Below are 21,272 nucleotides of genomic sequence, written 5' to 3'. Positions count from 1 at the left end.
ATCTCCTCGAACAGGTGACCAACAGGTGACAGACATGCTCAAGATCGGTCTGGGAGCCCCCCAGTACGGATTGTTCGCCGACCCCTCCACGCTCTCCGGGTTCGCCGCCGCGGTCGAAGCGATCGGCTTCGACAGCCTGTGGGTGGGCGACCGGGCCCTCGTACCGACGCAGCCGCGTGACCCGTATCCCGGCGGTGGCCCCGTACCGGAGGAGTACCGCAACTTCCTGGACCCCATCGCCACCCTGTCCTTCCTGGCTCACGCCACCCGACGGATGCGCCTGGGCACCAGCACGCTGAACGCGCCCTTCTACTCCCCGCTCCTGCTGGCCCGTTCCCTGACCTCCGTCGACATCCTCAGCGAGGGGCGGCTCGACATCGGATTCGGACTGGGATGGTCGTCCGACGAGTACGAGGCCATCGGTGTGCCGTGGCGGGGGCGCGGGGCACGGCTGGAAGAGATCCTGGACGTCCTGGAGCACGTCTGGTCCGGTTCGTCGTCGGCGGAGCACAAGGGGGCGCTGTGGACGATCCCGAGTGCGCACATCGAGACACTCCCCGTGCAGCGTCCCCGCCCGCCGGTGCTCCTGGGCGGTTTCACCCCGGCCACTCTGGAACGCATCGGTCGTCGCGCGGACGGCTGGGCGGGAGTCGCGCTGCCAGTACCCCAACTCGCCTACGTCATCAGCCAGATCCGGCAGATCGCGGAGGCGGTCGGACGTGACCCCGACGCCCTGCGCACCGTCGTCCGTGTGAACCCCGTGGTGACGGCCGAGGCCGCCCCGAGCGATGCCGTTCCGCACCGGGGAACGGTCGTGCAGGTCTCGGACTACCTGCTCGCCGCCCACGCGGCCGGGGCCGACGAGGTCCTCATCGACGTGCAGCAGACCGCGCGGAGCGCGGAAGAGCTGACGGACCTGGCACACCGTTTTCACGAGCAGCTGAGCAAGGGCTAGGGAGCACCATGTCTGATGTAGTCACCGTGAAGCCGGATGTCCACGACATGGTGGTGGTGCATCGCACTTTCCGTAAATCGTGCGCGGAACTGCCGGATCTGGTGCGCGGACTGCGGCCCGGCGACACCGCGCGGGCCGCGCTGGTCGTCGACGCGGTGCGGTTCATGCTCATGGGCCTGGAAGCCCACCACGTCAGCGAGGACGAGTTCCTCTGGCCCCGGCTCGCGGCACGGACGGCGGTGCGGGCCGAGGCGATCACGCGCATGGAGGAACAGCACCACCGGCTTGAAGAGCTGGTCACGCGGGTGAGGGCCGTGCTGGACGGACTGGCCGTCGATCCCCGACAGCCCCTCTGCGAGCAGGTGGCGGCTCAACTCACCGAATTGGGCTCGGTGTTGACCGCGCACATGGACGAGGAGGAGAACACCATCCTGCCCCTGGCCGCCGAACATCTGAGCGTCGCCGAATGGGAGGAACTCGGCGAGATCAGCCTGGCGAAGCTGGACAAGAAACATCTGCTGCGCGCCTTCAGCGCGTTGATGGCAGTAGCAACTCCCGAAGAGCAGCGAACACTTCTCACCAAGGCACCACTGCCCGCCCGCCTCCTGTGGCGCCTGTCCGGCCGCCGCTCACACGCCCGTTGGGAGGCCCGCCTGTACGGGGCGTGAGCAGGACGACCGGATCCGCAGTCCACTACAAGGGCTGGATCCGTAGCCCATTACAAGGGTTGGACAGGGAGGCGCCCGGTGCACCGACCGGGTGCCTCCCGCTCTACGGCTCTCAGCGCACGGTGACCGCGGCTGTCGTCGCCGAACCGTTCGTCCAGCCGTACCGCTTGGCCGTCACCTTCGCGGTGATCTTGTGACCCTTGTCGGCCTTCACCAGCACGTACGTCGACTTGGTGGCTCCGGTGATGGTCTTGCCGTCGCGCTTCCAGACGTACGTGTACGAGGTGACCGTCGGTGACCAGGTGCCGTGGGCGGCGGTGAGCTTGTAGCCGGCCTTGGCCGTGCCGGTGATCGCGGGCGCCTTGGTGGCCTTCAGGGCGGGGCCGACCGCGACCGTGACGGCGGCGGAGGTGGAGCGCGTCGACCCGGCATTGTTGGTGACCGTGGCCCGGCAGGACAGCTTGTGCTTGTAGTCGGAGGCGGTCAGGGTGCGGGTCTTGCCGGTGGCACCGGAGATAACCGTGCCGTCGCGCAGCCAGGACCAGGCGGCCTTGGCTCCGATGCCGGTCCAGGCGGCGTTGCAGGTGACCTTGGAGCCCGTACGGACGGTCCCGCTCAGCGTGGCCTTCGAGGTGACCGACGGCTTGGTCAGCAGGGTCTGCCACTGGGCCGAGACCTGGCTCGTGTAGTCGCCGCTGCCCACGGCCTTGCGTGACAGGACGGTGGCCCGGCCGTCGGGGCCGGTGGCGACCTCGCCGTACAGCGCCTGCGTACTGGAGACGTCGGGGACGGGCTCGCTGTTGAGAGCGGTCGCCTTGCTCCAGGTGCCGTTGGCGCGGACCGCCCACTGGAGGTAGTGGTCGTTGCCGTTGTCGATGCTCGGTGTCTGCGGCCAGACGACCTGGACGGTGCCGTCGGCGCCGATGGAGGCGTCCACGTCCCAGGGGACGTAACCGGTGGACAGCGTCTGCGGCGTGGACCAGGTGCCGGTGCTCGCGGAGCGGGTGACCGACTTTACGACCGGCTCACCATCGGCGCTGCTCCAGCCCACCCACACATAGGTGAGGTCGCCGTTGGGCGCGGTGAGCGGGTCGCTGCCGTCGCTGTAGTTGAAGGACGACGCGACCACGGTCTGCACATCGCCCCAGCTCGTGGAGGGGGAGAGCCGGGTGACCGAGTTCAGGTCGGTGCCGCTCCCGGCGGCGTTCGCGCCGTGCCACAGTACGGTGGTGGCGCCCGTGGCGTCCGACGTCACCTGGACGACACCGTCCGTGTAGCCCACACCGGGCAGCACGGCCGCCTCGCTCCAACTTCCGCCGGCCGTGGCACGGGTGGCGGTGAGGACGGTGTGCTGGTTGCCGTCGGCGACCTGGTCGTAGACGTCCCACACCGCGGTGGCCGAGCCGTCGGGGGCGACGGCGAGCGCGAGGTCGTAGACGGAACCGGTGGTGACCGAGGCCAGCGGCTGGGCCGTGGACCAGGTGGTGGCGCCAGGGGCGCGGACGGCCGTCATGATCTTGTAGTCGTTGAACTCGCCCTGCTGCCATACGGCGGTGAGGGTGCCGTCGGCCGCCGAGGCGAGCCGGGGCAGGCCGAGGTAGGTGCCGCCCGGGTACGAGGCGATCGGGACCGGATCCGACCAACCGCCCTCCGCCGGGGTCCAGGTGGCGGCGACGGCGGCCAGGTCGCCGTCCACGCTCCTGCCGTCCACCCAGGTCACGACACCCTGCCCGGTGGGCGTCGCGGTCAGGACCGCCGGGGAGGTGCTCTCGCGGCCGGTGGCCAGGGTGTGGGAGGCGCCCCACGTGTTGCTTCCGGCGGACTTGACGGCGACGTCGAAGTTCCAGTGGGTGCCGTCGGCCGCCCGGTCGCGCCACAGCGCGAACGTGGTGCCGTCGCCGGCGGTCTGGACGTCGATCAGGGTCTGCTGGCCGTCGGCGCCGGTCAGCGCGGTGGCGGCACTCCAGGGACCGGCCGCCGTCGTGTATCCCGCGGCGGCCGCGGGGATCGCGGGGACCAGAGCGGTGACGGCGGTCACCGCGGCGGTGAGCGCCAGACAGGCGGCTCTCGGTCGACGTATTCGAGACGTGCTCGGTGCCACGACGGCTCCTGTGTGTGGTGGGGTGTCGCTGGTGGAACTCGACGTGGGGGGAAGTCCGTGGTGACGGTACCCAACCTGGCGGAACGCCTGGCTGTTGGGATGGTCTAGAAACGATCAAGGTTTCATCAGGTGTCCACCAGGCCCGGCTTGGCTCAGGCCTCCGGGGGTCGCTCTTCACCCCCAGTTCGCCCTTGAGGGCAGGTTCGATCCTGGTGGCGATGCGTCAGGCGCTGCGGGTCAGGCTATTCGCGGCCCTGCCCGTAGTGCTCAGCCTCAGAGCCAGTCCCGCCGCTTGAAAATCAGGTACAGACTGACGCAGACAATCCCCATCAAGCCGATCGCGAAGGGGTATCCGAAGGTCCAGCCCAACTCCGGCATGTCGTCGAAGTTCATGCCGTAGATCGTGCCGACCAGCGTCGGGGCGAAGAGGATGGCCGCCCAGGACGAGATCTTCTTGATCTCCTCGTTCTGTTCGAAGCCCGCCTCCGCCAACGCACGCATTTCGGCGTTCTGTTGCTGGGTGACGAGGGTCGCGTTGACGGTGAGGATGTCGGTGAGGGCCTGGCGGAAGCCGTCGACGCGTTCGCTGGTGTGGGTGACGTGGTCGGCGACGTCGCGGAGGTAGCGCTGGAGTTCCTCGTCGGTGCGGTACTTGGCGAAGCCGGCCATGAGGGCGTGCAGCATGCCGACCAGCGGGCGGGTGGCGCGCTGGAACTCGACCATTTCCCGGGAGAGTTCGTAGATACGGCGGGACACCGCGGGGTCGCCGCGGAAGACCTCGGTCTCGATCTCGTCGATGTCGGTCTGGACGCCGGTCACGACGGGGACGTAGCCGTCGACCACGGAGTCGAGGATCGCGTAGAGGACCGCCTCGGGGCCGAGCTTCAGGAGCTCCGGGGTGTCCTCCATGCGGCGGCGCACCGCCGAGAGGTCCGGTGCCGCGCCGTGCCGGACCGTGATCACGAAGTCGGGGCCCACGAACACGTGCAGCTCGCCGAAATCGACCTCCTCCAGCGCGTCCAGATAGCGCGCGGCACTCAGGACGACGAAGAGCGTCTCGCCGTAGCGCTCCAGCTTCGGACGCTGATGCGCCTCCATCGCGTCCTCGACGGCGAGCGGGTGCAGGTCGAACTCGGCGGCCAGGGAGAGGAGTTCGGCCTCCGTCGGGCGGGCCAGGCCGATCCACGCCATGCCGTCCGGCTGCTCGCGCAGCTCGCGGAAGGTGTCGGCCAGCGATTCCGGGGTCGAGACGCGTACGCCGTCACGGTAGAGCGCCGCCTGTACGACGCTGCCGGCGTCGGTGGGTTCCGGCGAAGGCGGGTCGGGGCGGGGCGCGGGGGGCTGCGCCGGCGGTGCGGCCGGTGGGGTGAGGGCGCGTCGCCAGCCGGATTTCCTGGCGCCCTGCGCGGCTGGGCGGGCGCGTCGCTCGGACATCGCGGCTGCCTCCCCTGTCGTCTGTCGTCGCCTGGAGCATGAAGCATGAACGTGGAGCATGAAGCACGAACTCGGTCGAACGTACGTCTCTGCGATCACCGAGCAGGATATACGGGTCAAATGTCCTCGGCGCGGGGGTGTGGCACCGCCGGGGCAGGGATTCCCGAGGAATGAGGACAGAAATGAGGACAGAACCTGTCCGCAAGTCCCGCTAACGTGCGGAGCATGACGAAGAAGACCTCCGCGGCACCCGTGCTCGGCACCCGCGCCCTCAACCGCGCGACCCTCGCCCGGCAGCTCCTCCTGCGCCGGTCCGACCTCGGTGCCAAGGAGGCCGTCGAGCACCTCCTCGGCCTTCAGGCGCAGAACGTCAAGCCGCCGTACTATGCGCTCGCCGCCCGGCTGGAGGGCTTCACCCCGGAGGCGTTGTCGCAGCTCATGGCCGACCGGGAGGTCGTACGCCTCGTCACCATGCGCTCCACCATCCACACCCACACCGCCGACGACGCCCTCAACCTGCGCCCGCTCGTGCAGGCCGCGCGCGACCGGGAACTCAACCAGTTCCGCAAGGGGCTCGACGGCGTCGACCTGGACCGGCTCGCCTCGATCAGCCGTGAGCTGGTGGAGGCCGAGCCGCGCACCATGAAGCAGCTGCGTGAGGCGCTGCTCGTCGAGTGGCCCGACGCCGACCCGTTCGCGCTCTCGGTCGCCGCCCGCTGCAGGCTGCCGCTCGTCCAGGTCACCCCGCGTGGCCTGTGGGGCCGGAGCGGCCAGGTCACGCTCACCACCGCCGAGCACTGGCTGGACCGCCCGTCCGAGCCGGCGCCCGCCCCCGACGCGACCGTCCTGCGCTACCTGGCCGCCTTCGGGCCCGCCTCCGTCAAGGACATGCAGACCTGGGCCGGACTGACCCGGCTGCGTGACGCCTTCGAACGGCTCAGGCCCCAGCTGGTCACCTTCCGCGACGAGAACGGCGTCGAACTCTTCGACCTCCCCGACGCGCCCCGCCCGGACGCCGACACCCCGGCCCCGCCGCGCTTCCTCCCCGAGTTCGACAACCTGCTCCTCTCGCACGCCGACCGCACCCGGATGGGGTCCGCCGACCTCAAGGGCCGGACGTGGAAGGGCAACCAGGCGTACTGCGTGCTGCTCGTCGACGGTTTCCTGGCGGGCGTTTGGCGGCAGGAGGAGGAAGTCCTCACGATCGAGCTCTTCGGGACTCTGACGAACTCCCAGCGGAAGGAGGTCGTGGAGGAGGCCGAGCGGACGATCGAGATGATGAACGGCTCGTCATCCTCCTGGGACATCCGCTTCGGGACGGTCGTCAAGTAGGGCTCAGCCCTGGCCCGTTCACCGATGGGCCTCGTCCCAGCCCGTCACCAGTGGGCGTCGTCCCGGCCACTCACCGCTGGGCTCAGTCCCGCCCCGTCACCGCGACCGTAACCCCCAGCCCGATCATCGCGCACCCGCCCGTGCCCCCGATCAGCGACAGCCGTCGGTCCGAGCGGGCGAACCAGGTGCGGGCCGCCGAGGCCGTCAGACCCCACAGGGTGTCCGTGACGAGGCCGATGGAGATCGGGACCAGGCCCAGCAGCAGCATCTGCAGGGGGAGTCGGCCCGCCGAGTGGTCCACGAACTGGGGGAGTACCGCGGCGAAGAAGACGATGCCCTTGGGGTTGGTGACGCCGACCAGTACGCCGTCGAGGACCGTGCGGAGATCTCCGCGGGCCGGGGAGGTGTCCCGGGTCGTGATCGCCGAGGCGTTCAGCTCCTTGCGGTGCCGGAACGCCTGTACGCCGAGGAACACGAGGTACGCGGCGCCGGCCAGCTTCACGGCCAGGTAGACCGTCACCGAGCGTTCGACCAGCGAACCGATACCGACGGCGACCGCGACGACAAGGAGGTACGAGCCGAAGACATTGCCAAGGGCCGTGGCCACCGCGGTGCGCCGGCCGTGCGCGAGCGCCCGCCCGATGACGAACAGCACGCTCGGCCCCGGGATGACGATCACCAGGAGCGACATCGCGGCGAAGGCGAGAAAACGGTCCGTGGACACCATGGAGGCCATTCAAACAGGCCGCCCGCGGCTGTGGTCAAGGAGAAGCAGGAGTCCGACGGACGTATGCCCGCCGGCGGTCGGGCCATTGGGGAAGCCGACCGCCGACGGGCAGGTAAATGGATAGGGAGCGTTGCGGGCCGCTCGTGGAGGCCCGCAACGCCCCCCGGCTTGCACCTGAGGGGTACTCAGGAGTTCATCGGTGACCGCGAGTTGGACTGTCGGTCGGGTTACGAGTTGACCTGCGTGGTCACCAGGCTGGAGAAGGTCGTCAGGCGGGTGTAGACACCCGGGTAGCCGGCCTCGGCGCAGCCTTCGCCCCAGGAGGTGATGCCTGCCAGGACGCCGCCGATGAGCAGCGGGCCGCCGCTGTCGCCCTGGCAGGTGTCGACGCCGCCGGAGGTGTATCCGGCGCAGACCATGTCGCTGGCGATGAAGTCGGAGCCGTACGAGCTCGCGCAGCTGGTGTTGGAGACGATCGGGACGGTCGCGGTCCGCAGCTGGTTGGAGGAGCTGCCGCCGGCCGAGGTGGTGCCCCAGCCGATGATGCGGGCGGTGGCGCCGGTCGCGTACACGCTGGTCTGCGAGGAGGAGACGTACGACGCAGGGGTGTACGACATCGCCGTCGACAGGGTCAGTACGGCCACGTCGTCGCCGTTGGTGGCGTCCGTGTAGTCGGGGTTGACCCAGATCTTGCTGACTCTGCTGACGGTGCCGTTCGTGCCGTTGAGGTACGTACGGCCGCCGACGACGCGGACGCTGCTGGTGGTTTCGCCGACCATGCAGTGGGCGGCGGTGACGACCTTCGTGGCCGAGACCAGGGTGCCGCCGCAGAACTGGTTCTGCGAGGCGTCCGTGATCTGCATCATGAACGGGTACGCGGTCGTGGTGGTCGTCGAGCCGCCGACGATGGGCTGGGGAGCGGCGACGGCACTGGGCGCGCCGAGCAGTGCCGTGGCTGCGGCAGCGGTCGCCACACAGGCGGCGGCGGTCTTCTTGGCGCGGTTGAGCCCGAACATGGATCTCCTCGGAAGTTGCCGGTGGGGGGACGCGCGGGTGTGGGGGGTGCTGCACGGCGCCGGCGGGCCGGTGCCGTGTGCCCGGGCGAGCGGCACTGGGATCAGGCTAGGAGCTGCAGCCCTCCACCCCCAATGAGGGAAGCCCCTAGGGGAGTTGGGGGAGGGATAACCCTTGCTGTGCGGCGGCTGGGTTTAGCTTGTGATTCCGTCCGGTTGGTCCCGTACCCGGGGATCTGCCCTTCCCCCGGGTGTGACGGAACGTCAGCCCGGCCGGTGCCCGACCGCCAGCCGGACTATGTCCACCCGCGAGCGGATCCCCAACTTCCGGTACACCCGCGTAAGTGTGGCCTCCACCGTCTTCACGCTGATGAACAGGCGCGCGGCGATCTCGCGGTTCGTGGCGCCCTCCATGACGAGCGCGGCGACCTGCCGTTCCGTCGAGGCGAGGCTGTCGAGGGCGGCGGAGGCGAGACTGTCGAGCGCGGCGGACGTGAGGGGCGACGGGGCCGCGTGGGCCGCGGAGGCCGCCTCGACCTGGCGCAGCCACGGCAGGGCGCGGCAGCGGCGGAACAGCCGGGTCGCCTCGTCGTACGAGGTGGGACCGGGCCGCAGGGTGCGCAGCCCGGCGAGGGCGTACGCGGCCCGCGCTTCCTCGAGGCCGTAGCCCAGCTTGCCGAGCCGGTCCTGAGCAGCCGTCAACTGCCGGGTGGCCGGGCCCTGTTCGCCGCGTGCGGCGCGTACGAGGGCCTCGGCGCGGTCGAGTACGGCGAGCACGCTCTCCCGGCCGAGCCGCAGCGCCCGTTCGCGCGTCGCGTCGATGACGTCCTGCGCCTCCACCGGTTCGCCGATCCGTACCAGCGCCTCGGCGAGATCCCCGTGCCAGCGGCCCCGGGCGGGATCGGTGACCCCGAGGCCCTCCTCCAACTCCCGTACGCGCCGCAGGGACTGGACCGTCGCCGACGCGTCCCCCGCCACGAGCTGGGCGTGGCCGAGGGCGCCGAGGGCACGCGAGAGGTAGATCAGGTCGCCGTCCTCCTCCGCGCGGTCAACGGCCTCCCGGGCCAGTGCGAGCGCCCGGTCCACGTCGCCGCCCGCGGCCTCGGCAAGCGAGGTGAACATCGCGGTGGCCGCCTCGCCGATTCCGGTGTCGCGGGCGAGCCGCAGGCTCTCGCGGGCGAGGTCGAGGGCCCGGCCGCAGTGTCCGGAGCGCAGCTCGGTCTCGGCGAGGCCGCGCAGGAAGTGCACCTCGCTCTCGACCATCCCGCGCCGCCGCACCTCGCGCAGCAGCGCGGTGATGGTCGTACGGGCCTCGGCGAGCTGGTCGCCCATGATCAGCCAGCGGAAGCGGGCCGCACCGGCGCCGTTGTGGTCGCACGCGACCCGGGGGTCCTGCGGCTCGCGCATCGCCCGCTGGATGGTCGCCGGGGCGCCCGGGTGCCCCATCAGGGTCTCCATCTGTGCCTGGAAGCCCAGCGCGAGGAGTTCGGTGGGCCGGTCCCCGGCACGGGCCGCGAGCCCCGCGGCGCGGGCGGCCTCCTCGCGGGCCTTGGCCATCTCGCCCTCCATGAGCAGGGCGCGCCAGGCCAGTTGGTAGCGGACGAGGGCGAGCAGCCGCGGGTCGTCGCCTGCGTCCGCGAGCGCCTGCGGGAAGACGGCGTCGATCTCGGCCATGGAATGCCCGGCCGCGTCGATGACGACCATCCAGGCCCGCACCCGGTCGGCGGGCGCGGTGGCACGAGCCAGTACCTGGCGTGCGATGTCCCGCGCGAGGTCCGTCTCGCCGGCCGTGAGCGCGTCCTCGGCGGCCTGGAGTCTGCGCTCGTCGGGGCCCGGTACGGCGTCCGCCGGGGTGTGCCGGGCCGCCAGCAGCCCGAGCCCCGCGGCGACCGAGGGCGCGCCGCGGTCCCGGGCCGCCGCCGCGGCCTCGCCGAGCCGGGCGGCGACGCCCGGGTCCGTACCCGTGGCGGCCAGGGCGAGGTGCCGGGCCCGCTCGATGGGATCGGAGGCGGCCGTGGACAGCGCGGCATGGGCGGCGCGCCGCTCCTGCGCGGTCGCCTCCGCGTAGAGGGCGGCGGAGACGAGGGGGTGTGCGAACCGGATGACCGGAGAGGCCTCGCGCTCCGTCGCCAGCAGGCCGAGCGCGGCCGCCGAGGCCGTCTCCGCCTCGGCGTTCTCGCGCCCCGCGGCGTGCAGCAGCGCCAGCGTGGGCCGGGCTCCCGCGCTCGCCACGAGCAGGGTGCGGCGGGCCTCCGCGGACAGCATCTCAAGGCGGCTGAGGACGAGTGCGCTCAACGAGGTCGGCACCGGCAGGGGTTCGCCGGGGCTCGGCGGGGTCGGGCTCTCGGCGAGGGCGCGGCCCAGCTCCAGCGCGAAGAGCGGGTTGCCGCCGCTGGTGCGGTGGATGTCCCGCACGATCGAGCGGGGCAGGCCGGTGTAGCCGCGCTGGCCGAGGAGTTCGGCGACCTGCGCCCGGGTGAGCGGGTTGAGCCGCACGGCCAGGGTGTCCGGAGGGGACGCGCGTAGATATCGGTCGTGCTGCTGCCCCGGCGGTTCCGTTTCGGTGCGTACGGCGCACAGCATCCGTACCGGCATGCCACCGAGCCGGCGGGCGGCGAAGCCGAGCAGTTCGGCGCTGGCCGGGTCGAGCCACTGCAGGTCGTCGGCGACGATCAGTACGGGGCCCTGGGCGGCCAGGGACCGGAACACCGACAGGACCGCGAGCCGCAGTGCGAGCCCGTCGCGCTGCAGGGTGGATTCGCCGCGGCCGGTGAGCGCCGATTCCAGGGCGGTGCGCTGCGGGGCGGGCAGGTGCCCGGAGACCTCGTCCACGACCAGACCGAGGAGGTCGGTCAGTGCGAGGAAGGGGAGGTGGGATTCGGACTCGGTGGCCGAGCAGTGCAACACAGTTCGTGCAGATTCGGTGTATTCCGCTGCCAACGCCCGCAGGACGGTCGACTTTCCTATTCCCGCGGGGCCGTGCACGAGCACACTCCCGCCGCCGGAGAGCTGATCACGCGCCCCGGCGAAGAGCTCCTCCCGGCCGATGACCAGGTCGGGGCGGGGTCTCGCAGGTTCCTTGAAGTCCCCTCGCACGGTCACCGCTCCCCTCGTGTGTCGTGTCCTGACCAATATTAGGCAATGTCTCTTTGAATTAAGGGCGGTCGGGATGGTGAGGGAAATAACAAGCCTTCGGTATAAGGCATTTCAGAGCGCTCCCGATTGAATGAGAAATCGCCAGAAACGCCCGACGGGCTACGGCAACAGCCCCGCCCGTCGCGCCGCGACGACCGCCTCCCACCGGGTGTGGGCGCCCAGCTTGCGCATGGCCGACCGCAGGTATCCCTTCACGGTCTCCGGGCGCAGCCCGAGCCGCTCCGCGGCGCCCGAGTTCGTCGCGCCGGCCGCGACACAGGCGAGCACGTCCACCTCACGCGGCGCCAGACCCACGTCACGGGAGCCCGGCCCCGGCGACACCGCCTCGGCCAGCCGCCCGCAGACGGAGAGGAGTTCGCCCCGCAGCGCGGGGTCGAGAATCCGCGGCGCCAGCGCGCGCAGCGCCCCGTGGGCCTCGCGCACCTCCTCCCACGCGGCACCCCCCACCCCGGGTCCCGGCTCCCGCGCGACGGCAAGGAGCTCCCGCACCTCGTCCCGTACGACGAGCGCCTGCTCCACGTCCCGGGCCGCCGCCACCGCCGCCCCGAGCGTGCGGTCACCCAGCGGCTGGGCCGTGCGCAGGGCGCCGTACAGCACACCGCGCACCCGGCGTCGTACGACGACAGGGACCGCGAGGACGGAGTGCAGCCCCTCCGTGGCGACCGCCACGTCGTACTCGTGGCTGATCTGCCGCGAGGCCGAGTAGTCGGTCACCGCGCACGGCCGGGCCAGCGCCACCGCCTTGCCGCCCAGGCCGTTGCCCGACGACACCGCGAGCGCGCTGAGCGCGGCCGTCGCCGTACCGCTGAGCTGGCTGATGCGCACCTGCCGGCGCCCGGAATCGACCAGGCCGCCGAACGCGACCGGCAGTCCTGTCGTGCGCCGCAGCCGTACCAGCGCACCACGCATCTCCACCGCCTCGGCTGTGTCTGCTGTCACCTGCTCGCCCCTTCATCGCGGCGCACCCCCGTTCGGGGGTGGTGAGACCTGCATCACGGAATACACGATGTTAGGCGGCGACGGTCCGGCGACGAGGAGGACACATGACGGTGACGACGAGCGCGACGGACCAGTTCCGTGCCGCGCGGGACTTCCTGCTGGCACACCGCGAGGACTACGCCACGGCCTACGAGGGCTTCGACTGGCCCCGCCCGGAGCGCTTCAACTGGGCACTCGACTGGTTCGACGTCATCGCACGCGGCAACGACCGCACCGCCCTGCACATCGTCGAGGAGGACGGGCTCAGCACCCGCTTCTCCTTCGCGGAGCTGTCCGCCCGCTCCGACCGGACCGCGAACTGGCTGCGGGGACACGGCGTACGGGCGGAGGACCGCATCCTGGTCATGCTCGGCAACCAGGTCGAACTGTGGGAGATCGCCCTTGCCGCGATGAAGCTGAGGGCCGTGGTGATCCCGGCGACACCGCTGCTCGGCCCGCTGGACCTGCGCGACCGCATCGAGCGGGGCCGGGCCCGTCATGTGATCGTGCGGCCGGAGGACACGGCCAAGTTCGACGAGGTGCCCGGCGACTACACACGGATCGTCGTGGACGGCGGCGCCACCGGCTGGCTGTCGTACGACGATGTCCAGAGCGCCCCCGAGACCTTCGAGCCGGACGGTGTCACCCACGCGGACGATCCGCTGATGCTCTACTTCACCTCCGGTACGACGGCCCGCCCCAAGCTCGTCGAGCACACCCACGTCTCCTACCCGGTCGGGCACCTGGCGACCATGTACTGGATCGGGCTCCAGCCCGGCGACGTGCACCTGAACATCTCCTCGCCCGGCTGGGCCAAGCACGCCTGGTCCAACCTCTTCGCGCCCTGGAGCGCGGAGGCGACCGTCTTCATCCACAACTACACGCGCTTCGACGCGGCCCGGCTGATGGCGGAGATGGACCGGGCGGGCGTCACCACCTTCTGCGCCCCGCCCACCGTCTGGCGCATGCTCATCCAGGCCGACCTGTCCCAGCTGCGTACCCCGCCGCGCGAGGCGGTCGCCGCGGGGGAGCCCCTGAACCCCGAGGTCATCGAACAGGTGCGGCGCGCCTGGGGCGTCACCATCCGGGACGGTTTCGGGCAGACGGAGACCGCGGTCCAGGTCTCCAACAGCCCAGGGCAGCCACTGAAGACGGGCTCGATGGGGCGGCCGAGCCCCGGGTTCCGCGTCGAACTGCTCGACCCGGTGTCCGGCGCGCCGGGCGCCGACGAGGGCGAGATCTCGCTCGACCTGTCGCTGCGGCCCGTGGGCCTGATGACCGGCTACCACGGCGACCCCGACCTCACCGCCGAGGCCATGGCGGGCGGCTACTACCGCACCGGTGACATCGGTTCGCGCGACGCGGACGGCTACATCACCTACGTCGGCCGCTCGGACGACGTGTTCAAGGCCTCCGACTACAAGATCTCGCCCTTCGAGCTGGAGAGCGCGCTCCTGGAACACGAGGCGGTGGCCGAGGCGGCCGTCGTGCCCGCGCCGGACGAGTTGCGCCTCGCGGTGCCCAAGGCGTACGTCGTCCTCGCCGCGGGCTGGGAGCCGGGCCCCGACACCGCCAAGGTCCTCTTCGAGCACTCGCGCACGGTCCTCGCCCCGTACAAGCGCCTGCGCCGACTGGAGTTCGGCGAACTCCCCAAGACCGTGTCCGGCAAGATCCGCCGCATCGAGCTGCGCGAGGCCACGGCCGCGGGCTCGGACGCCGAGTACCGCGAGGAGGACTTCCGGTGACTGAGCCGTCGTACGCGCAGGGCACGAGCGCGACCGCGCTGCTGGGGGACACGATCGGGGCGAATCTGGACCGGGCGGTCGAGGCCTGGCCCGACCGGGAGGCGCTCGTCGACGTGCCGTCCGGGCGGCGCTGGACGTATGCCCAATTCGCCGCGGACGTCGACCGGTTGGCGTGCGCGCTGCTCGCCAGCGGGGTGGCCAAGGGCGACCGCGTCGGCATCTGGGCGGTCAACTGCCCGGAGTGGGTGCTCGTCCAGTACGCCACCGCCCGCATCGGCGCGGTCATGGTGAACATCAACCCGGCCTACCGCACCCACGAGGTCGAGTACGTCCTCAACCAGGCCGGGATCTCGCTGCTGTTCGCCTCACTCAGCCACAAGTCGAGCGACTACCGGGCGATGGTCGAGCAAGTGCGGGGCGCGTGCCCGCAGTTGAGGGAGACCGTGTACTTCGGCGAACCCAGCTGGGACACGCTGGTCGGCCGCTCCACCCCCGAACTCTCCGAGGCCCTCCGGACCCGCGCGAGCGAGCTGTCCTGCGAGGACCCGATCAACATCCAGTACACCTCGGGCACGACGGGCTTCCCCAAGGGCGCCACGCTCTCCCACCACAACATCCTCAACAACGGCTATTTCGTGGGCGAGTTGATCGCCTACACCGAGCAGGACCGGGTCTGCATCCCCGTGCCCTTCTACCACTGCTTCGGCATGGTGATGGGCAACCTCGCGGCGACCTCGCACGGCGCGTGCATGGTCATTCCCGCGCCCTCCTTCGACCCGGCGGCGACCCTGCGCGCCGTCCAGGAGGAGCGCTGCACGTCCCTCTACGGCGTACCCACCATGTTCATCGCGGAGTTGAACCTCGCCGACTTCGCGACGTACGACCTGTCCTCGCTGCGCACCGGCATCATGGCGGGCTCGCCCTGCCCCGTCGAGGTGATGAAGCGGGTGGTCGCCGAGATGCACATGGCGGAGGTGTCCATCTGCTACGGCATGACGGAGACCTCGCCGGTGTCCCTGCAGACCCGCAGGGACGACGACCTGGAGCACCGCACCGGCACGGTCGGCCGGGTCCTTCCGCACATCGAGGTGCAGGTGGTCGACCCGGCGGACGGGGCGACCCTGCCACGCGGCTCGGCGGGCGAACTGTGCACCCGCGGCTACAGCGTGATGCTCGGCTACTGGAACGAGCCCGACAAGACCGCGGAGGCCGTCGACGCGGAGCGCTGGATGCACACGGGCGACCTCGCCGTGATGCGCGAGGACGGGTACGTCGAGATCGTCGGACGCATCAAGGACATGATCATCCGGGGCGGCGAGAACATCTACCCCCGCGAGATCGAGGAGTTCCTGTACGCCCATCCGAAGATCGCCGACGTCCAGGTGGTCGGAGTGCCCCATGAGCGCTACGGCGAGGAGGTGCTCGCCTGCGTCATCCCGCGAGACCCGGCCGACCCGCCGACGCTGGAGGAGCTGCGGGCCTTCTGCGAGGGGCGGCTGGCGCACTACAAGATCCCGAGCCTGCTGCGGATCCTGGAGTCCTTCCCGATGACGGTGTCGGGGAAGGTGCGGAAGATCGAGCTGCGGGAGTCGTACGCGGAGTAGATGCGGCGGCACCGCGATGGTCAGGCCCCGTCGGCCATGAGTTCGTCGGCGGGGCTGTTCACGGGCTGCGGAGTGCCCGTGAGGTCCAGGACGAAGAGCGGGACGCCGAGGCTGTCGGCGCGGGCCCGGGCGTCGTCCGCGAAGCCCGAGAGGGAGAAGTAGACGCATCCCGCCGACTCCGACATCGCCGTCAGCCACAGGCACTCCACGTCGCGCAGCGAGGCGGGGCGGACCGTGGGGTCCACCTGGGCCAGGATCCCGCGGGCCGCAAGGCCGATCCCCGACGGGGGCCGCTGGTCGGCCCGCCTGATGTCCCGGTAGCCGAGCCAGCGCAGGTACAGCGCGGCGGCCGTGACCGCGTCCCGGGCCGTGCGGATGGTGACCGGCTGGAACGCCGGGCGGGGTTCCAGCGAGGTGACGTCCGAGGGCTGGGGGCGGGTGTCGGGGATGTCCGGGTGCGGGCGCGTGTCCGGGGCGGTTGCGGCGCCGGTGTCCTCGTCCGTGTCGTGATTCGCCTCGCCGACGGCGCCCGGCGCGAGCTGCGCGCGCTGCGGTCGCCGTACCCCTCGTACCGGAATACGCAGCGCCGTCCCGCAGGAGCAGCCCAGCTCCGGAGCGGGCCACTGGTCCTCGCGGTCGCAGGACTCGCAGCGGACCGTGACCCAGTGCTCGTCCCAGGTGCGCCGGCTGACCGGTGCCGGTTCCGCGAGGCGGTCGAGCGGGGGTGTGACGGGGGCGCCGCACACGCACGGGTAGGTCGGCGCCGCGTACAGATGCTCGCGGCGGCAGGCCGGGCACCGCACCGGCACACTCTCGGCCATGACCCACTCCAGGACGTCGTCACGTCGGGACAGCGCGTCCATAGTCCTCCAGGGAGAGGGCCTCCGACAGGGAAACGGTTCGACAGCCCCCGCCGGATTCCGCTTCTCACCCTCTCCATGGACCTTCGGTGGATCCCGCCCCTACCCACTCTTGACGCCCCTCGGCACCCCCGCCTACATTGCTTCCAGATAGTAGAAGTTAGTTTCCGCAATACGGAATTCGGACAGGGAGACCGCTGCGGAACCGTGAACGGATTCACCAGCTCTCCGCGGGCGCGACGGGAGCGCGAATCCGACAGCCGAAGCAGGAGTACTCCATGGCTCGTATGACCGCTGCCCGCGCGGCAGTCGAGATCCTCAAGCGCGAGGGCGTCAGCAACGCGTTCGGCGTCCCGGGCGCGGCGATCAACCCCTTCTACGCGGCTCTCCAGGCAGCCGGCGGGATCAACCACACCCTCGCCCGCCATGTCGAGGGTGCCTCGCACATGGCGGAGGGCTACACCCGGACCCACCCGGGCAACATCGGCGTCTGCATCGGTACCTCGGGACCGGCAGGCACCGACATGATCACCGGGCTGTACTCGGCCACCGGCGACTCGATCCCGATCCTCTGCATCACCGGCCAGGCTCCGACCGCCGTGATCCACAAAGAGGACTTCCAGGCCGTCGACATCGCCTCCATCGCCAAGCCCGTGACGAAGATGGCGATCACCGTCCTCGAACCGGCCCAGGTCCCCGGCGTCTTCCAGCAGGCCTTCCACCTCATGCGCTCGGGGCGTCCGGGCCCGGTCCTCATCGACCTGCCCATCGACGTCCAGCTCGCCGAGATCGAGTTCGACCCGGAGACGTACGAGCCGCTCCAGGCGTACAAGCCCGCCGCCACCCGCGCCCAGATCGAGAAGGCGATCGGACTGCTGAACGAGTCCGAGCGGCCGCTGATCGTCGCCGGCGGCGGTGTCATCAACGCCGACGCCGCCGAACTCCTCGTCGAGTTCGCCGAGTTGACGGGCATCCCGGTCGTGCCGACCCTCATGGGCTGGGGCATCCTCCCCGACGACCACGACCTGAACGCCGGCATGGTGGGCCTGCAGACCTCGCACCGCTACGGCAACGCGACCTTCCTGGAGTCCGACTTCGTCCTCGGCATCGGCAACCGCTGGGCCAATCGCCACACCGGCAAGCTGGACGTCTACACCGCGGGCCGCAAGTTCGTGCACGTCGACATCGAGCCCACCCAGATCGGCAAGATCTTCGCCCCGGACTACGGCATCGCCTCCGACGCCAAGGCCGCGCTGAAGCTGTTCGTCGAGGTCGCGCGCGAGCTCAAGGACGAGGGCAGGCTGCCGGACCGCAGCGAGTGGGCCGCCTCCGCGCAGGAGAAGCGGGCGACCCTCCAGCGCCGTACGCACTTCGACAACATCCCGATGAAGCCGCAGCGCGTCTACGAGGAGATGAACAAGGCCTTCGGCCCGGAGACCCGGTACGTCACCACCATCGGCCTCTCGCAGATCGCCGGCGCCCAGATGCTGCACGTCTACCGGCCGCGGCACTGGATCAACTGCGGCCAGGCGGGCCCGCTCGGCTGGACCATCCCGGCCGCGCTCGGCGTCGCCAAGGCCGACCCCGAGGCCCAGGTCGTCGCGCTCTCCGGCGACTACGACTTCCAGTTCATGCTGGAGGAACTGGCCGTCGGGGCCCAGCACAAGATCCCGTACGTCCATGTCCTGGTGAACAACGCCTACTTGGGCCTGATCCGCCAGGCGCAGATCGGCCTGGACATCAACTTCCAGGTCAACCTGGAGTTCGAGAACATCAACTCGCCGGAGCTGGGCGTCTACGGCGTCGACCACGTCAAGGTCGTCGAGGGCCTCGGCTGCAAGGCGATCCGGGTCACCGACCCCAGCGAACTGGGCGCCGCGTTCGAGCAGGCCAAGAAGCTCGCCGCCGAGTTCCAGGTCCCGGTCGTCGTGGAGGCGATCCTGGAGCGCGTGACCAACATCGCGATGAGCAAGACGAACGACATCAGCGCGGTCGTCGAGTTCGAGGAGATCGCGACCGAGCCGGGCCACGCGCCCACCTCGATCAGGACGCTGAAGGTCTGATACGCGGGATCAGTACGCGGGATCAGGTACGCAGGATCCGGCAAGGGGCGGCTCACCCGAGGGTGAGCCGCCCCTTCCGCGTGCCATGGGTTCCCCCGCCCATGGCGTCCCCCGCGCGAGGCCCGCCGCCCCCGTGCCGGCGGGCTCCGTGTGCTGAGAATGCGCCTTGAACCGGGGGGAGTTGAAGACCCGGGACAGTTACTCAGAGGTAGATTTGAGGGTTCCGTAGGACCCCTACGCACGGTGGCGTACGTACCCGGGGAGCCCTGGGGCCCAGGTGGCGAGTGGGGCGCCGGCAGGGCTCAGGGCTCGTGGTGCTCCGACAGCCCCGGCCAGTCGTCGGGGCCGCCGCCCTGCCAGTCGATGATGTCGCTCTCCTCGACCTCGATCTCGTCGAGGTCGACGTCCGCCCGGCGCAGAATGTCGACGACGTCCTCGAGGTGATAGGCGACACCGAGTGTCTCGTCCCCCGCGGTGACCCGCCGCGACCCGTCCAGACCCGGGGTGTGCACAACGATACTGGGATAGTCCATGCCTTCAGGCTCCTGCGCGGAGCTGGAAACCGCACCCGGAGAAGCGGTGGAAACCGCACCCGGACAGCACGGCGGAGCGCCGGGTACGGGACCGTCCGTACCCGGCGCTCTGGACCGGTGATCTGTGAGGTTGTAGCCGTCCGACGGCGCGAGGCTGAGCGCGACAGGACATTCGCGCCGCCGGACGGAGCCGGTGATCCTGCTGTGTGGCTGGGACCGCGGCGGATGCGATGGAACCGGGGCCGCCTTCCCTCAGGTCGAGAAGGGGGCCCTGGGACCTTCACCACCGCACTGGCTCGCACGCCGCCGCGGTCCTCGGCCTGCCCGCCTGCGGACCGTGTGACACCCCTCATCCGGGTTCACGGTCGCGGCGGGCGCGCGTCCGGTATCCGACCTCCCGTCAGATCCCGGACGCAGCCCTTGAGTTGAGGCTCAGTCCTCGCGCAGGGCGCGGACCGCCTCCGCCACGCGCTTGCCGTACTCCGGGTCGGCGGCGTGGAAGTGGGCGAGGTTCTTCTCGATCACGTCGTCGCGGGAGACCTGCGAGAGGCCGCCGGCGATGTTCGCGATCAGACGGGACTTCTCCTCCGCGGACATCAGGCGGTACAGCTCGCCCGCCTGGAAGAAGTGGTCGTCCTTGGTGTGCAGAGGGGCCTCGTGCGTGCCCGTGTGGCCGTGCACCGCGAGCGGCGCCGACAGCGGGCGGCCTGTCTCGGCCGGGCCGTCGTACGAGTTCGGCTCGTAGTTCTTCGCGGCGCGGCCCTGCGCGTTGGAGGCCATGAAGCCGTCCCGGCCGTAGTTGTTCGCGACGGTCGCCTTCGGGGCGTTCACCGCGAGCAGCGTGTGGTTGACGCCCAGGCGGTAGCGGTGCGCGTCGGCGTACGCGAACAGGCGGCCCTGGAGCATCTTGTCCGGCGAGGGGCCGATGCCCGGCACGAAGTTGTTCGGGGAGAACGCGGCCTGCTCGACCTCGGCGAAGACGTTGTCGGGGTTGCGGTCCAGGACAAGGCGGCCCACGCGCTGCAGCGGGTAGTCCTGGTGCGGCCACACCTTGGTGAGGTCGAAGGGGTTGAAGCGGTACTCCGCCGTGTCCGCCGCCGGCATGATCTGCACGTGCAGCGTCCAGGACGGGTTGACGCCCCGCTCGATGGCCTGGAGCAGGTCCGTCTGGTGGGAGTTGGGGTCCTTGCCCGCGATCTCCGCGCCCTGCTCGCTCGACAGGCTGCGGATGCCCTGGTTCGTCTTGAAGTGGTACTTGACGAAGAAGGCCTCGCCCTCGGCGTTCGTCCACTGGTAGGTGTGCGAGCCGTAGCCGTTCATATGGCGGTAGGAGGCCGGGATGCCTCGGTCGCCCATCAGCCAGGTGATCTGGTGCGTCGCCTCGGGGGCGTGCGCCCAGAAGTCCCAGACGTTGTCCGGCTCCTGCTTGCCCGTGAACGGGTCGCGCTTCTGGGAGTGGATGAAGTCGGGGAACTTGATCGGGTCCTTGATGAAGAAGACCGGAGTGTTGTTCCCTACGAGGTCGTAGTTCCCTTCCTCCGTGTAGAACTTCAGCGCGAAACCGCGGGGGTCACGGACCGCGTCCGCGCCGCCGAGGTTGTCGGCCACCGTGGAGAAGCGCAGGAAGACCTCGGTGCGCTTGCCGACGGTGTTCAGGAAGTCGGCGTGGGTGAAGCCGGTGACGTCGTCGGTGACCTCGAAGTAGCCGTACGCCCCGGAGCCGCGGGCGTGCACCACGCGCTCCGGGATGCGCTCGCGGTTGAACCGGGCGAGCTTCTCCAGGAGGTGCTGGTCCTGGAGGAGCAGCGGGCCGCCTGCGCCGGCGGTGGCGGAGTTCTGGTTGTCGGCGACCGGAGCGCCGGACTCGGTCGTAAGCACGCGCTTCGACATCGTGACCTTCCGTACGAGAGGGCAGCGGGGCTAGTGGAAATCTTCTTCCGCTTGGTGGAGCTTCCGCTTCGTGGAGCCTAGGTTCAGGGCGAACCGGACGTCAACAGTTTGTTGAAGTCAAGGGTATGAATCCGGGCCACGGCGGCGCATGGGCGCGACAGGACAGGTGTCAGCGCCGCCGTGGCCCGGAAGTTTCGAAGACGTCGGCCTGGG

The 21,272-nt window shown here is 70.5% G+C and carries 15 protein-coding genes; 6 read left to right on the top strand and 9 right to left on the bottom strand.

The features are described from left to right. Positions 1-34: 34 nt before the first annotated feature. Positions 35-955: a TIGR03619 family F420-dependent LLM class oxidoreductase gene (locus OG246_RS38675; protein ID WP_266475019.1), complete on the top strand. Its 921-nt coding sequence runs from the start codon at positions 35-37 to the stop codon at positions 953-955. Positions 956-963: 8 nt separating this feature from the next. Further along, a complete protein-coding gene (locus OG246_RS38670; protein ID WP_266473734.1) occupies positions 964-1,623 on the top strand; it encodes a hemerythrin domain-containing protein in 660 nt (219 codons plus the stop codon). Between the two features lie 112 nt (positions 1,624-1,735). On the opposite strand, the gene OG246_RS38665 is transcribed toward OG246_RS38670, so the two are convergent. Both OG246_RS38665 and OG246_RS38660 read right to left on the bottom strand, forming a co-directional pair. Then, positions 1,736-3,724, bottom strand: a complete 1,989-nt coding sequence (locus OG246_RS38665) for a hypothetical protein (RefSeq protein WP_266473732.1) — start codon at positions 3,722-3,724, stop codon at positions 1,736-1,738. A gap of 273 nt (positions 3,725-3,997) precedes the next feature. Continuing rightward, positions 3,998-5,158, bottom strand: a complete 1,161-nt coding sequence (locus OG246_RS38660) for a magnesium and cobalt transport protein CorA (RefSeq protein ID WP_266473729.1) — start codon at positions 5,156-5,158, stop codon at positions 3,998-4,000. Positions 5,159-5,383: 225 nt separating this feature from the next. Between OG246_RS38660 and OG246_RS38655 the strand changes: the two genes are divergently transcribed. Then, positions 5,384-6,490, top strand: coding sequence for a winged helix DNA-binding domain-containing protein (locus OG246_RS38655; protein ID WP_266473727.1), 1,107 nt, complete (start codon positions 5,384-5,386; stop codon positions 6,488-6,490). A gap of 82 nt (positions 6,491-6,572) precedes the next feature. On the opposite strand, the gene OG246_RS38650 is transcribed toward OG246_RS38655, so the two are convergent. The 4 genes from OG246_RS38650 to OG246_RS38635 form a co-directional block, all read right to left on the bottom strand. Continuing rightward, positions 6,573-7,217 carry a LysE family translocator gene (locus tag OG246_RS38650; RefSeq protein WP_266473726.1) on the bottom strand — a complete coding sequence of 215 codons (645 nt, stop codon included), beginning with the start codon at positions 7,215-7,217 and terminating at the stop codon, positions 6,573-6,575. A 227-nt stretch (positions 7,218-7,444) separates the two neighbouring features. Further along, positions 7,445-8,233: a trypsin-like serine protease gene (locus tag OG246_RS38645; RefSeq protein ID WP_266473724.1), complete on the bottom strand. Its 789-nt coding sequence runs from the start codon at positions 8,231-8,233 to the stop codon at positions 7,445-7,447. A 261-nt stretch (positions 8,234-8,494) separates the two neighbouring features. Beyond that, positions 8,495-11,332: a helix-turn-helix transcriptional regulator gene (locus OG246_RS38640; protein WP_266473722.1), complete on the bottom strand. Its 2,838-nt coding sequence runs from the start codon at positions 11,330-11,332 to the stop codon at positions 8,495-8,497. Positions 11,333-11,485: 153 nt separating this feature from the next. Then, the gene (locus OG246_RS38635; RefSeq protein WP_266473721.1) at positions 11,486-12,325 is read right to left on the bottom strand and encodes a response regulator transcription factor; all 840 of its coding nucleotides are present in this window, start codon (positions 12,323-12,325) and stop codon (positions 11,486-11,488) included. A 104-nt stretch (positions 12,326-12,429) separates the two neighbouring features. Here OG246_RS38635 and OG246_RS38630 point away from each other — a divergent pair, with 104 nt between their 5' ends. Then, on the top strand, positions 12,430-14,109 hold the full coding sequence (locus OG246_RS38630; protein WP_266473720.1) for an AMP-binding protein: 1,680 nt from the start codon (positions 12,430-12,432) through the stop codon (positions 14,107-14,109). Beyond that, positions 14,106-15,713, top strand: a complete 1,608-nt coding sequence (locus OG246_RS38625; RefSeq protein WP_266473718.1) for an AMP-binding protein — start codon at positions 14,106-14,108, stop codon at positions 15,711-15,713. The genes OG246_RS38630 and OG246_RS38625 overlap by 4 nt, the downstream gene beginning before the upstream one ends. A gap of 20 nt (positions 15,714-15,733) precedes the next feature. Here OG246_RS38625 and OG246_RS38620 read toward each other — a convergent pair whose 3' ends face one another. Further along, positions 15,734-16,534: a hypothetical protein gene (locus tag OG246_RS38620; RefSeq protein ID WP_266475017.1), complete on the bottom strand. Its 801-nt coding sequence runs from the start codon at positions 16,532-16,534 to the stop codon at positions 15,734-15,736. A gap of 317 nt (positions 16,535-16,851) precedes the next feature. Here OG246_RS38620 and gcl point away from each other — a divergent pair, with 317 nt between their 5' ends. Next, the gene (gene gcl, locus OG246_RS38615) at positions 16,852-18,636 is read left to right on the top strand and encodes a glyoxylate carboligase (protein ID WP_266473716.1); all 1,785 of its coding nucleotides are present in this window, start codon (positions 16,852-16,854) and stop codon (positions 18,634-18,636) included. A gap of 302 nt (positions 18,637-18,938) precedes the next feature. On the opposite strand, the gene OG246_RS38610 is transcribed toward gcl, so the two are convergent. Both OG246_RS38610 and OG246_RS38605 read right to left on the bottom strand, forming a co-directional pair. Beyond that, on the bottom strand, positions 18,939-19,169 hold the full coding sequence (locus tag OG246_RS38610; RefSeq protein WP_266473714.1) for a hypothetical protein: 231 nt from the start codon (positions 19,167-19,169) through the stop codon (positions 18,939-18,941). Between the two features lie 432 nt (positions 19,170-19,601). Beyond that, positions 19,602-21,059, bottom strand: coding sequence for a catalase (locus OG246_RS38605; RefSeq protein WP_266473713.1), 1,458 nt, complete (start codon positions 21,057-21,059; stop codon positions 19,602-19,604). Positions 21,060-21,272: the final 213 nt, after the last annotated feature.

Source organism: Streptomyces sp. NBC_00620, from assembly GCF_026341825.1.
Classification (GTDB): domain Bacteria; phylum Actinomycetota; class Actinomycetes; order Streptomycetales; family Streptomycetaceae; genus Streptomyces.
Note: the sequence above shows the minus strand (reverse complement) of the source record. Positions and strands in the feature narration are given on the sequence as shown.

What these genes read in the sequence shown, in the direction of transcription:
- OG246_RS38675 (WP_266475019.1), top strand. Translation starts at nt 35, where the DNA reads ATGCTCAAGATCGGTCTGGGAGCCCCCCAGTACGGATTGTTCGCCGAC.
- OG246_RS38670 (WP_266473734.1), top strand. Translation starts at nt 964, where the DNA reads ATGTCTGATGTAGTCACCGTGAAGCCGGATGTCCACGACATGGTGGTG.
- OG246_RS38660 (WP_266473729.1), bottom strand. Translation starts at nt 5,158, where the DNA reads ATGTCCGAGCGACGCGCCCGCCCAGCCGCGCAGGGCGCCAGGAAATCC.
- OG246_RS38655 (WP_266473727.1), top strand. Translation starts at nt 5,384, where the DNA reads ATGACGAAGAAGACCTCCGCGGCACCCGTGCTCGGCACCCGCGCCCTC.
- OG246_RS38650 (WP_266473726.1), bottom strand. Translation starts at nt 7,217, where the DNA reads ATGGTGTCCACGGACCGTTTTCTCGCCTTCGCCGCGATGTCGCTCCTG.
- OG246_RS38645 (WP_266473724.1), bottom strand. Translation starts at nt 8,233, where the DNA reads ATGTTCGGGCTCAACCGCGCCAAGAAGACCGCCGCCGCCTGTGTGGCG.
- OG246_RS38630 (WP_266473720.1), top strand. Translation starts at nt 12,430, where the DNA reads ATGACGGTGACGACGAGCGCGACGGACCAGTTCCGTGCCGCGCGGGAC.
- OG246_RS38620 (WP_266475017.1), bottom strand. Translation starts at nt 16,534, where the DNA reads ATGGCCGAGAGTGTGCCGGTGCGGTGCCCGGCCTGCCGCCGCGAGCAT.
- gcl (WP_266473716.1), top strand. Translation starts at nt 16,852, where the DNA reads ATGGCTCGTATGACCGCTGCCCGCGCGGCAGTCGAGATCCTCAAGCGC.
- OG246_RS38610 (WP_266473714.1), bottom strand. Translation starts at nt 19,169, where the DNA reads ATGGACTATCCCAGTATCGTTGTGCACACCCCGGGTCTGGACGGGTCG.
- OG246_RS38605 (WP_266473713.1), bottom strand. Translation starts at nt 21,059, where the DNA reads ATGTCGAAGCGCGTGCTTACGACCGAGTCCGGCGCTCCGGTCGCCGAC.